16 protein-coding genes are annotated in these 11,982 nt (G+C 64.4%); 8 read left to right on the top strand and 8 right to left on the bottom strand.

Features of this window, described 5'->3' with window-relative positions; genetic code table 11:
- Nucleotides 1–20 precede the first annotated feature (20 nt).
- A complete protein-coding gene (locus NKI70_RS01975) occupies nt 21–1,037 on the bottom strand; it encodes a polyprenyl synthetase family protein (RefSeq protein WP_292663011.1) in 1,017 nt (338 codons plus the stop codon).
- 426 nt (nt 1,038–1,463) lie between these two features.
- Here NKI70_RS01975 and NKI70_RS01970 point away from each other — a divergent pair, with 426 nt between their 5' ends.
- The 6 genes from NKI70_RS01970 to moaB all read left to right on the top strand — a co-directional run bounded on the left by NKI70_RS01970 (nt 1,464) and on the right by moaB (nt 5,158).
- Nucleotides 1,464–1,688 carry a putative signal transducing protein gene (locus tag NKI70_RS01970; RefSeq protein ID WP_023674082.1) on the top strand — a complete coding sequence of 75 codons (225 nt, stop codon included), beginning with the start codon at nt 1,464–1,466 and terminating at the stop codon, nt 1,686–1,688.
- Nucleotides 1,688–2,488 carry a tRNA1(Val) (adenine(37)-N6)-methyltransferase gene (locus tag NKI70_RS01965; RefSeq protein WP_352724053.1) on the top strand — a complete coding sequence of 267 codons (801 nt, stop codon included), beginning with the start codon at nt 1,688–1,690 and terminating at the stop codon, nt 2,486–2,488. Before NKI70_RS01970 ends, NKI70_RS01965 begins: the two co-directional genes overlap by 1 nt.
- A gap of 87 nt (nt 2,489–2,575) precedes the next feature.
- Nucleotides 2,576–3,433, top strand: coding sequence for a S49 family peptidase (locus NKI70_RS01960; RefSeq protein WP_352456850.1), 858 nt, complete (start codon nt 2,576–2,578; stop codon nt 3,431–3,433).
- Nucleotides 3,434–3,514: 81 nt separating this feature from the next.
- Nucleotides 3,515–3,700, top strand: a complete 186-nt coding sequence (locus NKI70_RS01955; RefSeq protein ID WP_023674078.1) for a membrane protein — start codon at nt 3,515–3,517, stop codon at nt 3,698–3,700.
- 26 nt (nt 3,701–3,726) lie between these two features.
- Nucleotides 3,727–4,629 (top strand): 4-(cytidine 5'-diphospho)-2-C-methyl-D-erythritol kinase, encoded by a 903-nt coding sequence (locus tag NKI70_RS01950; protein WP_023674077.1) that lies wholly within the window; start codon nt 3,727–3,729, stop codon nt 4,627–4,629.
- Nucleotides 4,616–5,158 (top strand): molybdenum cofactor biosynthesis protein B, encoded by a 543-nt coding sequence (gene moaB / locus NKI70_RS01945; protein ID WP_023674076.1) that lies wholly within the window; start codon nt 4,616–4,618, stop codon nt 5,156–5,158. The genes NKI70_RS01950 and moaB overlap by 14 nt, the downstream gene beginning before the upstream one ends.
- Nucleotides 5,159–5,191: 33 nt before the next feature.
- Here the strand turns inward: moaB and NKI70_RS01940 are convergent, their stop codons facing one another.
- Complete coding sequence (locus NKI70_RS01940; RefSeq protein ID WP_023674075.1) at nt 5,192–6,166, bottom strand: phytanoyl-CoA dioxygenase family protein; 975 nt, start codon at nt 6,164–6,166, stop codon at nt 5,192–5,194.
- A 189-nt stretch (nt 6,167–6,355) separates the two neighbouring features.
- Nucleotides 6,356–6,859 (bottom strand): glycosyltransferase, encoded by a 504-nt coding sequence (locus tag NKI70_RS01935; protein WP_023674074.1) that lies wholly within the window; start codon nt 6,857–6,859, stop codon nt 6,356–6,358.
- 151 nt (nt 6,860–7,010) lie between these two features.
- Between NKI70_RS01935 and NKI70_RS01930 the strand changes: the two genes are divergently transcribed.
- Together NKI70_RS01930 and rnhB are read left to right on the top strand one after the other, a co-directional pair.
- Nucleotides 7,011–8,165: a PA0069 family radical SAM protein gene (locus NKI70_RS01930; protein WP_254818651.1), complete on the top strand. Its 1,155-nt coding sequence runs from the start codon at nt 7,011–7,013 to the stop codon at nt 8,163–8,165.
- A gap of 168 nt (nt 8,166–8,333) precedes the next feature.
- Nucleotides 8,334–9,029 carry a ribonuclease HII gene (gene rnhB, locus NKI70_RS01925; RefSeq protein ID WP_023674072.1) on the top strand — a complete coding sequence of 232 codons (696 nt, stop codon included), beginning with the start codon at nt 8,334–8,336 and terminating at the stop codon, nt 9,027–9,029.
- A gap of 250 nt (nt 9,030–9,279) precedes the next feature.
- On the opposite strand, the gene NKI70_RS01920 is transcribed toward rnhB, so the two are convergent.
- The 5 genes from NKI70_RS01920 to NKI70_RS01900 form a co-directional block, all read right to left on the bottom strand.
- The gene (locus NKI70_RS01920) at nt 9,280–9,771 is read right to left on the bottom strand and encodes a F0F1 ATP synthase subunit B (protein WP_352635386.1); all 492 of its coding nucleotides are present in this window, start codon (nt 9,769–9,771) and stop codon (nt 9,280–9,282) included.
- An 8-nt stretch (nt 9,772–9,779) separates the two neighbouring features.
- On the bottom strand, nt 9,780–10,355 hold the full coding sequence (locus tag NKI70_RS01915; protein ID WP_352449932.1) for a F0F1 ATP synthase subunit B: 576 nt from the start codon (nt 10,353–10,355) through the stop codon (nt 9,780–9,782).
- An 81-nt stretch (nt 10,356–10,436) separates the two neighbouring features.
- Nucleotides 10,437–10,661 (bottom strand): F0F1 ATP synthase subunit C, encoded by a 225-nt coding sequence (locus tag NKI70_RS01910; RefSeq protein WP_006206606.1) that lies wholly within the window; start codon nt 10,659–10,661, stop codon nt 10,437–10,439.
- 68 nt (nt 10,662–10,729) lie between these two features.
- Nucleotides 10,730–11,488 (bottom strand): F0F1 ATP synthase subunit A, encoded by a 759-nt coding sequence (locus tag NKI70_RS01905; RefSeq protein ID WP_352449933.1) that lies wholly within the window; start codon nt 11,486–11,488, stop codon nt 10,730–10,732.
- A 70-nt stretch (nt 11,489–11,558) separates the two neighbouring features.
- Nucleotides 11,559–11,957, bottom strand: a complete 399-nt coding sequence (locus NKI70_RS01900; RefSeq protein ID WP_352456844.1) for an AtpZ/AtpI family protein — start codon at nt 11,955–11,957, stop codon at nt 11,559–11,561.
- Nucleotides 11,958–11,982: the final 25 nt, after the last annotated feature.

The raw sequence follows: 11,982 nt of genomic DNA, 5'->3' as shown, positions 1-11,982 counted from the left end.
GCGCGGGCCGCCGATGCCTCTCAATTCACCCGGCTGATGCAGAAATCGATGACGTCGATCAGCGCCGATTTCTGCGGCGTCGCCTCGAGCGGCGCCAGCGCGTCGCGGGCGATCTCGCCGAAATGGCGGGCGCGCCCGATGGTGTCGGCAATTGCGCCGTGGCGGAGCATCAGGCCGATGGCCTTCTCCAGCCCGGCATCGTCGGCGGCATTGTCCTCGATGGCGCGTTTCCAGAAGCTGCGCTCGGCCTTGGTGCCGCGCCGATAGGCGAGGATCACCGGCAGCGTGACCTTGCCCTCGCGGAAATCGTCGCCGACATTCTTGCCGAGGTCCTTGCTGGTGCCGCCGTAATCCAGCGCGTCATCGATCAGCTGGAAGGCAAGGCCGAGATTCATGCCGTAGGAGCGGAGTGCTGCGCGATCATTGCGCGTCGCCTGAGCGATGACGGGGCCGACCTCGGCGGCGGCCGAAAACAGCGCCGCGGTCTTGGCCTTGATCACCGCGAAATGCTCATCCTCGGTGGTCTCGAGGTTTTTTGCGGCAGCGAGCTGCATCACCTCGCCTTCGGCGATGACCGAGGCCGCGCTCGACAGGATATCGAGCGCTTCAAGCGAGCCGACATCGACCATCATGCGAAAGGCTTGGCCGAGCAGGAAATCACCGACCAGAACACTGGCCTGGTTGCCCCAGATCATACGCGCCGTCTTCTTGCCGCGCCGCATGCCGCTTTCGTCGACGACGTCGTCGTGGAGAAGTGTCGCGGTATGCATGAATTCGACCGATGTGGCGAGCTTGACATGGCCGTCGCCGGAATAGCCGAACATCTGGGCGGCGGCGAGCGTCAGCATCGGCCGCAGCCGTTTGCCGCCCGACGAGATCAGATGGTTGGCTATCTCCGGAATCATCTCGACATCGGAGCCGGCCTTCGACAGGATCAATTTGTTGACGCGCCCCATGTCGGCCGCGGTCAGGTCGATGAGGTCCTTTATCGAGGCGGCTTCGCGCTTCCCGTTTTCAATGTTGAGAACGACACCCACGGCAAAACTCCCAACCTCGATATGCACGACGGCAACATGGTCCCTGGACAGACTCTAGGGTGTCACCCACCGGCGCGGCAAGAGGCGAATTGGCGCGCCGGCTCTGGTACATGATCACGCCTACGTTTACATCAACGCCGCAAACTGCGAGTTTAGGGCCATGATCTATCGATATGATCGAAATGGTGTGAGGCCATCTGTCCGGATACGCGGAGCGAAGGCGCAGGAAGCCATTCGGCTTTCAAGTCCTTCGCGACAAAGTAGCCGGGCAGATGGACCACATCCTCCGGACGCCGAAACGGCTGCAAGCTGCGTCGTCGAACCGCTCGGCCGGGGGAAAGACCCCGACCTTCGCGCTTCTCCTCGCATCTTCTTGCCGTTTCAGGCGCCATTTCGACCATATCGATAGATCATGGCCCTAATCCGATGATAGAGCTCATCCGCACCAACGACGCCGTCATCATTTCGTTTGTCGAATCGCTGATGCGCGATGCCGGCATCGGCTGTTTCGTCGCCGACCAGAATATGAGCGTCCTCGACGGCTCGATCGGCATCCTGCCCCGCCGTGTCATGGTGGACGCCGACAAGGCCGATGCTGCACGGCGCATCCTGACGGATGCCGGCATCGCCAACGAGATCCGCCAAAAATAATGTCCGCGTCGCCCGCTGCCCTTGTCCCGGACATGCCGGCTCATACGGTCGATGCCTTCCATCGCGGTCGCTTCTGGCTGGTGCAGCCGAGAAAGGCGGGCCACCGCGCCGGCATGGATGCGATGATGCTGGCGGCTGCCGTGCCGTCCTCGTTCGCCGGGCGGCTTGCCGACTTTGGCGCGGGTGCCGGTGCCGCCGGCCTGGCGGTCCTGTCGCGCTGCCCCGCTGCAGAGGCCGTGCTTGTCGAGCGTTCCCCGGAAATGGCGGCCTTCGCCACCACCACGCTTGCCCATCCCGGCAATGCGCATCTCAGCGACCGCGCCTCGGTGCTTGTCGCCGATGTCGCGCTGTCGGGCCGGGCGCGAGCGGCCGCCGGCCTCGAGGACAACAGCTTCGATTTCGTCGTCATGAACCCGCCGTTCAATGCCGCCGAGGATCGCGCGACGCCCGATCCGCTGAGAAAGGCCGCGCATGTCTCGGAGGATGGATTGTTCGACAGCTGGGTCCGCAGCGCGGCCGCAGTGGTCAGGCCGGGCGGCGGGCTGGCCGTCATCGCCCGGCCGGAACAGCTCGGCGCCATCCTCGATGCCATTGCCGGCCGCTTCGGCGACGCCGAGATGCTGGCCGTCCACCCTCGCCCCGAGGCGGCAGCGATCCGCATCGTCGTCCGGGCAATTCTCGGCGCACGCGGCAAACTGTCGATCCGGCCGCCGCTGATGCTGCATGCCTATTCAGGCAATGGCCCCTCGGAACGGGCGGAGCTGATCAATAACGGGCTGGCGTCGCTGTTCGGAGACTGATCCATTTTGATTGCCGGGGTGACGGCATTGCCGTTGGCCGGCGAATTCCTACATGCCTCAAGCAGATCGACCGGAGACAGCCCCCTCGTGAAACGCCTTTTCAACCGCCTGCTGCCGAAGTCCTGGCGCTCCACCGTCGTCACCATTCCGGTCATCCGGCTGCACGGCACGATCATGCCCGGCGGCGGCCAGTTCCGGCCGAGCCTGTCGCTCGCTTCCACCGCCGGCCTTCTCGAAAAGCTGTTTTCCTTCGACGCGCCGGCGGTCGCCATCTCGATCAATTCGCCAGGTGGCTCGCCGGTGCAGTCGCGGCTGATCTTCAGGCGCATCCGCGACCTGGCGAGCGAGAAGAACAAGAAAGTCCTGGTTTTCGTCGAGGACGTGGCGGCATCGGGTGGCTACATGATCGCGGTCGCCGGCGACGAGATCTTTGCCGACCCGTCCTCCATCGTCGGCTCGATCGGCGTGGTGTCGGCCTCGTTCGGCTTTCCGGAGCTGTTGAAGAAGATCGGTGTCGAGCGCCGCGTCCACACCGCCGGCCAGAACAAGGCGGTGCTCGACCCGTTCAAGCCGGAAAAGAAGGAAGACGTCGAGCGCCTGAAGGCGCTGCAGCTCGAGGTCCACGAGACCTTCATCGACCTCGTCAAGGACAGGCGCGGCAGCAAGCTCAAGGACGATCCCGACCTGTTCACTGGCCTGTTCTGGACGGCCAAAAAAGGGCTAGAGCTCGGGCTGGTCGATGCGCTCGGCGACATGCGCAGCGTGCTGAAGAGCCGTTTCGGGCCGAAAACCCAGCTCAAGCTGATCACCGCACCGCGCGGCCTGTTCGGCCGCTTCGGCCTGTTCGGCTCGAGCTTTTCGGCGCCCGATATCGCCGCCGCCGCGGCAAGCGGCGTCATCGATGCGGCGGAAGAGCGCGCGCTGTGGGCGCGCTTCGGGCTTTGAAAAGCTGGTGAAAGCGTCTAGCATAAATCATCAACCGACCCGACCGGCCGCCTTGCCGGCCTTGCGAGGGAGGAGTTTGACATGCCGCAGATCATTTTCTTCGCCGTCGTCGGCATTGCCGCCTATTTCGGCTACCGCTCCTTCGTCAGGGAAGCCGAGCGTGTGACCGCCAAGGTGCGGCGTACCGAAAAGCAAGCCGCCAACGGTACAATGGGAACATTGGTCAAGGACCCGAAGACCGGCGAATACCGTCTGGCCAAGGATTGACCGTCGTCCCCCTCGCGGCCGAGCCAGTGAACTCCGAGGCCAGCATCCGGGCGTCACATGCGCACGCCAAGATAAATCTCGCGCTGCACGTCACCGGCCGGCGCGCCGACGGCTATCACACGATCGAAAGCCTGGCTGTGTTCACGCGCTTCGGCGATCGCATCGAGACGGAACTTGCCGACAGCGATGGGTTTTCCGTGTCCGGCAAATACGCCTCCGCGGTTCCGGTCGACGACAATAATCTGGTGGTGAGAGCGCGCGATGCACTGCGGCGCGAGGCCGGTCCCCAGCACGCACCGGCTGTCGCCATCAGGCTCGAAAAGAACCTGCCGGTTGCGTCCGGCGTCGGCGGCGGGTCGAGCGATGCGGCGGCTGTGCTGCGCGCCCTGGTCCAGACCTGGGGACTTGATGTCGGCGATGCCGAACTGGCGCGGATCGGCCTGTCGCTCGGCGCCGACGTGCCGATGTGCCTCGCAGCCAGACCGCTGATAGCCCGCGGCGTCGGCGACGAGCTGACGCTCGTGCCGGGTTTCCCGGCGCTGGGTCTGGTGCTCGTCAATCCCGGCACTGCCGTCTCGACGGCCGACGTGTTCGAGGCGCTTGGCCGCCGCGACAATGCGGGGCTGCCGCCGCTGCCGCACAGCCTCGACTTCCACAGCATCCGCAACTGGCTGGAGAGCACCCGCAACGATCTCGAGCCTGCGGCGCGTGCAATCCAGCCCGCCATCGGCAAGGCGCTTTCCGTTCTCAACAAGGCCGGAGCCGGTTTTGCCAGGATGTCCGGTTCCGGCGCCACCTGTTTCGGGCTGTTCGAGACCGGCAATGTGGCCAAGCGCGCGGCCGTCGATATTCGCAGCCGCCATCCCGACTGGTTTGTCGCGGCGACGCGAAGCGTGACATCGGAAGTTGATGCCCATGGCCAGGATTGACGAGAGCCGCCCCTTCGTTCCCGTGCGTATCGCGGTGCTGACCGTTTCCGATACGCGCAGCCTCGCCGACGACAAATCCGGGCAGACGCTGGCCGACCGCATTGCCAAGGCCGGCCATGTCCTGGCCGCCCGCGACATCGTCACCGACGACCGCGATAAGATTCGCGACAAGGTCCTGGGCTGGTCGAAGGACGATGCGATCGATGTCGTCATCACCACCGGCGGCACCGGCTTCACCGGCCGCGACGTGACGCCGGAAGCGCTGGAGCCGATCTTCGAAAAGCGCATGGACGGCTTTTCCGAAGTGTTCCACCGCATCTCCTACGACAAGATCGGCACTTCGACGGTCCAGAGCCGGGCAACCGGCGGCGTCGTCAATGCCACCTTCGTCTTCGTGCTGCCGGGCTCGCCCGGCGCCTGCAAGGACGCCTGGGACGGCATCTTGAAGCCGCAGCTCGACTACCGGCACATGCCCTGCAACTTCGTCGAGATCATGCCGCGGCTGGACGAGCATTTGCGGCGCGGCTGAGACGAACCGAGGTATCAGCCAAGCGACCTCGGTTTAGCGAATGACCGGCTCGCCGTGAAAACGCCGGCGCGACGGCGGCGAGACGCCGAAGCCAACCTCCATCATCAGCCGCGGCGTGCGCGTCGGCACGGTGCCCATATGGAAGCCGAACGGATCCTCGACAAAGCCGAGGCCGGCCGGCCCGGTCAGCGTGACCGGGCTCTGCTCGCCGTAGACGCCCAGCACCTCTTCCGCCGAATGGCCGACCAGCAGCGTCAGCTGATGCTTCAGGATGCGGCGGTTGTGGGAGCCGCGGACATAGACATGCGGCCCAGTGTCGGCGTCGACCGGCACCAGGTAGAAAAAGAATTTCAGCATGCGCCAGTCGTCGAGGTCGAAATGGTATTTGCCGAGCGAGGCCATGTTCTTGTCGGCGTCCGAGACGCCACCGGTCGGAAAGCTCCACCAGACGCGGGTGGTGATCAGCTTGGCCTGACTGCCGAGATAGTGTGCCGCGACGTCGAGAAGCAGCGGATCACGTTGCACGGCGACCGCAGCGCTGCAGTCGAGGACCCGCTCGAAATAGTGACCGCTGAGCAGCGGGCGGCCGAAATGCTTTTCGGCATCGGCGTGTTTTTCGGGCAGGAATTCCAGCCGGCGGTCGAAATTGCCGAAGCATGGCGTGCGCTCGGCGAAGCGGGCAATCTCCTCATGGATGGCGGCCGGCAGCATCAGGCCCGAATAGAGCCCCTCGGTGCGCAGCGCGCCGACGACGGCATCGCGGTCGACGCCGGCGAACATCGTTTCACCGACATTGCGCGCCGGCCGAACGGGCTTTGCACCGCGCCAGTGCAGCCGCCGCGCCGGCATGGTGCGGGCCAGCATGAACATCGGCAGCCATGCCGGATTCTCGCGAAGGTCGGAAAGATAGGTCGGGATGCGGGCGGCGATGCGGCGCAGCGTACCGCCGTTGCGTGCGATCGCCTCGAGGCTTGCAGCGCCGGACTTGTCAGGGCTTGAAAGGGTCATCGGGGTCCTCACAATATCGAGGGAACAGCATCGACGTTAGTCGTCGCCGCTCCGGCACACCCCAAAACCCTATTCGCCCATATCGCCGGGAATGGTAACCCCCAGCCAGATTTTGTGCAATGCACAATAAACGACGACCCGCCAGAAAATTTGTTTGGGCGGGGTTCCCTGAACCGGCACGGTAAGCCGTCACTTCCGCGGCGCGACCCAGATCTCGGCGTGGAGCCTCCTGGTCGCCAGGCCGCGGGCGATCGCTTCGGCGCTGCGGGCATTCTTCGACAGCGCGGCGGCCTGACGCTTGCTGATCACCAAGCCTTCGGCGAGAGCGCGATTTCCGGCAAAGACCCGTGACAGGAACGGCGCGCGGCTGCCGCGTGCCCGCGAAAATCGCGCCGCCATGGTTTGCCTCGCCGTATGGGCGACGACCTCGTCGATCCAGCCCTCTCCCAGCCGCGCTCCCGGTTCCAGCAAAAGCAGCCAGTCGCCCTTGGCCTGCCTGATGCCGGCGGCGATGCCGCCGCTGACATAGTGGCAGCCGGCATGTTCGGCGACGCGGTGCGTCTGATCGGTCGAGCCGGTATCGCAGACGAGAACGTCGCGCACCACGCCTTCGACCGCGCCGCTGATCAGCGAGGCGAGCGTGCGGGCAAGGCCCTCCTCGTCATTCAGGGTTTCGATCAGGACGCTGAGCATGTCTAGCCGAATAGCGGAAAGCGGTGGGCAGCGCCAGTTTTTGCGGCGCGCCGCGAATAAGTTCTTGCTTTGTTCTCATCAAAGCGATAGGAATACATTCATGAGCAGAGCGATTCGACAGCGGGCGGACAGTCCCTGGGAAAGGGCCAAAATGGAACAGATCGTGCGTGCCGATATTGCAGCCTTCGGCGCTGGCAGGGCCGAGATGGCGAATGCGATGATCGAGCAGAGCGGCATGCGCGTCCGTCCCGACCGCAATCGCGGCAGGTCGGCGGGCATCAATCCGTCCGGCCGTTTCGAGCCGGTCAGCCGGCACGTGTTCGACGACGGCTGGAATTCGCTGGAGGAGCTGCCGCCCTTCAAGACCGAGGTACAGGTCGAGAAGCCGCGCACCATCATCACCCGCAACGAATCGCCCGATATCTCCTTCGACCGCTCGATCAATCCCTATCGCGGCTGCGAACATGGCTGCGTCTATTGTTTCGCGCGGCCGACGCACAGCTTCATGGGTCTGTCGCCGGGGCTGGATTTCGAATCGAAGCTGTTTGCCAAGCCGGATGCGGCGCGGCTGCTCGACAAGGAATTGTCCAGGGATAATTACCAGCCGCGCACCATCGCCATCGGCACCAACACCGATCCTTATCAGCCGATCGAGAAGCAATACCGGATCATGCGCGAGATCCTCGAAGTGCTGGAGGCGCGCGGTCACCCGGTCGGCATCGTCACCAAGTCGGCGCTAGTGACACGTGACATCGACATTCTGTCACGCATGGCCGAACGCGGGCTGGCCAAGGTGGCATTGTCGGTGACGACGCTCGACCGCATGCTGGCGCGCACCATGGAGCCACGCGCGTCGACGCCGACCAAGCGGCTGGAGGCGATCAGGCAGCTTTCGGACGCCGGCATTCCGGCCTCGGTGATGGTCGCGCCGATCATCCCCGGACTGACCGACCCGGAAATGGAGCGCATCCTCGATTCGGCGCAGGCAGCGGGCGCGCGTGAAGCCGGCTATGTGCTGCTGCGCCTGCCGCTGGAGGTCGCGCCGATCTTCAAGGACTGGCTGCTGCGCCATTATCCCGATCGCTATCGCCACGTCATGTCGCTGATCCGTTCGATGCGCGACGGCAAGGACTACGATTCGGAATGGGGCAAGCGCATGAAAGGCTCTGGGCCCTATGCCTGGCAGATCGGCCGGCGCTTCGAGATCGCTGCCAAACGGCTCGGCCTCAACGCCGAGCGGCGCTCGCTCAGGACTGACCAGTTCGTCCCCGCCGCCAAGGCAACCGAGCAGTTGATGCTGCTGTGACAAAGCGTCTCGCGCCAGCCGGTTGAAACGGCCGGCAACAGGCGAAAGATCCCGTCCGGCCTGTCCTGTCCCCGGGCTTGCAGACGGTAGCCCCCTCCTGGTCCGGTGCCCCGCCCGACCCGGAGGGGACTTGCGGAGAATCGGAGCCGATGCGAACCTCGCCGCACCATGGCTCGCCCGCGTTCCGATTCTCCGCTTCTCTTCGAAATCGTCGAGAAACCCGACTTCTCGTTCGAGACGAAGGCGATGGCCGAAGGCCTGTGGCCGGTGGCGGGGATGGACGAGGCCGGCCGCGGCCCGCTCGCCGGGCCGGTGGTGGCGGCAGCGGTGGTGCTCGATCCCGCCAACATCCCCGACGGCCTCGACGATTCCAAGCGGCTGACGCATTTGCAGCGTGAGGCGCTGTTCCTGAAAATCCTCGGCTCCGCACTCGCCGTATCGATGGCCTCGGTCAGCGCCGAAGGCATTGATGCCAGCAACATCCTCAAGGCCAGCCTGGAGGCGATGCGCCGTGCCGTGGCCGGCCTGTCAATCCGGCCGAAGCTGGCGCTGGCCGACGGCCGCGACGTGCCGCCCGGCCTGCCCTGCGAGGGCAAAGCACTGATCAAGGGCGACCAGCGCTCGCAGTCGATCGCCGCAGCCTCGATCGTCGCCAAGGTGATGCGCGACCGCATGATGTGCGGCTGCGGCAGCCATCATGCGCATTACGGCTTCGAACTGCATATGGGCTACGCCACTGTCCGCCATCGCACGGCGATCGATCTGCACGGGCCAGTGGCACGGCTGCACCGCGCCTCCTTCGCGCCGTTCCGGTTCGGCGGCACCGAGGTGCTGGAGGAAGAGGGTTTTTCGGGTTTGGATTGAGCGATTCGGCTAGGTGTGATCTCCCCCCTCGAGGGGGAGATGTCGCCAAAGGCGACAGAGGGGGTCGGTACGTCCTGGCGCGACGCCATGCGGGACGAAAGAGAAGGCTGGCGCTTCACGCGCGGCGACCCCCTCTGGCCTGCCGGCCATCTCCCCCTCGAGGGGGGAGATTACGCGCTTGGCCGCTTTCGCTAACAAAAAGCCGCCAGGTTTCCCGGGCGGCTTTCGATGAATTTCTCGACGAAGTCGCTTAATTCAGCTTCGACTTCAAATCGTGCAGCGAGGCGTTGAACAGGTCGGCGCCGGCCTTGGCGTCGATCTTGCCGGCCAGCAGCGCGCGCGCGGCCTCTACCGCGATATCGACGGCGCTGGCGCGCACTTCGCCGATTGCTTCGCGCTCGGCCTGGCCGATCTTCTGCTCGGCCAAGGCGGTACGCCGGGCGACATAGTCCTCGGTCTTCTTGTGCGCCTCGGCGGCAAGCATGTCGGCTTCGCGCTTGGCGGCGGCGACGATGGCCGCGGCCTCCTGCTCGGCTTCCTTGCGCTTGCGCTGGTATTGCCCGAGCAGTTGCTGGGCCTCTTCGCGCAACCGGCGCGCTTCCTCGAGCTCGCTGCTGATCTTGTCGGCGCGGGCATCGAGCGCCTTGGCGATCATGCCCGGCACCTTGATGTAGATGGCGATGCCGAGGAAGATTACGAGGGCAACCGTTGCCCAAAGCGTCGCGAGAGATGTGGCGTCCATGATGCTCCTCACCCGGCCACGGATTTGACCGCGGCCGCGATTTCGGCCTTGCTGGCCTTGCCGCCGACAAGCGCCTCGACGATGGCCGAAGCGGTGTCCTCGGCGATCGTGCCGACTTCCTTCATGGCATTGGCCTTGATGGAAGATATGCGCGCCTCGGCCTCGCCAAGCTTCTGGTCAAGCGCTGCCTCGATCGTCTTGCGGGCAGCTTCGGCTTCCGCCTTGGCCGCATCGTTGGCCTGCTGGCCGATCGCATTGGCCTTGCCCTTGGCTTCCGCCAATTCCTGCTCATAGGCGGCAACGGCGGCATCGGCCTCGCTTTTCAGCCGGGCAGCATGATCGAGATCCTGCGTGATGCGGTCGTTGCGAACGTCGATGATGCCGCCGACGCGCGGCATCACTACCCGTTTCAAGAAGAGATAGAACAGCCCGAAGGTGATTGCCAGCCACAGCAGCTGTGACGGGTACGTCGCCGGATTGAATGGCGGAAACGTGCCGTGCGCCTCGGCGGGCACGCCGGTCCCAGCGCTGCCGCCTTCGACGGCGGGCGCGGACTCTTGCGCAAAGGCAGATGTCACGAACATGGGCTATCCCCGAAATTCAGGCCCGCCGCAGGATCGCGGCCGGCCTGTTCAATTCTTGCCAATGTTCAGCCGAACAAGCATTCAGCCGAACAGGGCGAGAAGCGCGATGAGAAGCGAGAAAATACCCAGCGCTTCGGTCACGGCGAAGCCGAAAATCAGCCGGCCGAACTGGCCGTCGGCGGCCGACGGGTTGCGCAGCGCGCCCGCCAGATAGCTGCCGAAGATGTTGCCGAGGCCAATGCCCGCGCCGCCCATGCCGAGGCATGCGATGCCGGCGCCGATGTACTTTGCTGCTTCTGCGTCCATTTATTCAACTCCTTTGGATCTAAAATTCCGTTGCGATTCCATCCGGCGGCAATGCCGGAAACTCTAAATCAGTGCGAAGGGTGCAGGGCGTCGTTAAGATACATGCAGGTCAGCACGGCGAAGACGTAGGCCTGCAAAAGCGCCACGAGCAACTCCAGAGCCGTCAAAGCCACGGCCATCGCCAGCGGCAGGACCGAACCCGCAATGCCAAGCGTGCCGAGAGCGCTGAGGCTGACGACGAATCCCGAAAACACCTTCAGCGTGATGTGGCCGGCCAACATATTGGCGAACAGACGAACCGAGAGGCTGACCGGGCGCGAGACGAAGGAAATCACTTCGATCGGAACGACAAGCAACATCATCACGATGGGCACGCCTTTCGGCACGAACAGCTTCAGGAAGCCGAGACCGTGCTTCATGAAGCCGTAGACGATCACGGTTCCGATCACCAGCGCAGCGAGGCCGAAAGTGACGATGATGTGGCTGGTGACGGTGAAGAAATAAGGGAACAGGCCAAGCAGGTTGGCGACAAGCACGAACATGAACAGCGAGAACACGAAGGGGAAGAACTTCATGCCTTGCGTGCCCGCGGCGTCCCTCAGCATATTGCCGACAAATTCATAGGCCATTTCCGAGACCGACTGAAGGCGGCCCGGGACGAGGCTGCGGCTCGACGTGCTGAGGTAGAGAAACGCCGATGCGACAGCAACCGTCGCAAGCATGAACAGAGCCGAATTGGTGAAAGACAGGTCGTAGCCGCCGATGTGAATCGGAATGATCGGATGGATCTGGAATTGGTGGATCGGATCGACCTTGTCAGCAGCCACTTTAAATCCCCATCAAAGCCGCAGACGGCTTCAGCATTCTGTTCAATGCGCCGGCATGCGGCGCCTCAATTCATTCTTTCGGATCGCGCGGCTTGTCGCCCGTTCCGAATTCCGACACAAGCCCGGCTGAACGCAGGACATTGAGCACGCCGGCGCCAAAACCCAGCAGCAGCCCGACTATCAGACCCCATGGCGTTGTCCCCGCCACGCGATCGATAAACCAGCCGAGAGCCGCACCGACCACTATCCCGGCGATGAACTCGCTGGACAGCTTGAGCGCCTGGCCGTACCCGGCCGCACTGCCCGCTTTCGCGTCGTCTTTCCCCTCGAGCCGGTCCGGCCGCCTTGCCGCAAGCGATGCTTCAAGGTCGCGCCGGCGGCGCTCAAGATCCTCGTCGCGGATATCGGCTTCATGCTGCTTGCCGCGGCCGGTTTTTCCGGTTCCGTCTGGCCCATTCTTGTCGGCCACGCAACCCCCCTGCCCGGTCAGACCG

Source organism: Mesorhizobium sp. M0500 (genome assembly GCF_040321165.1).
Lineage (GTDB): Bacteria > Pseudomonadota > Alphaproteobacteria > Rhizobiales > Rhizobiaceae > Mesorhizobium.
This window is presented reverse-complemented; position numbering and strand designations above follow the sequence as displayed.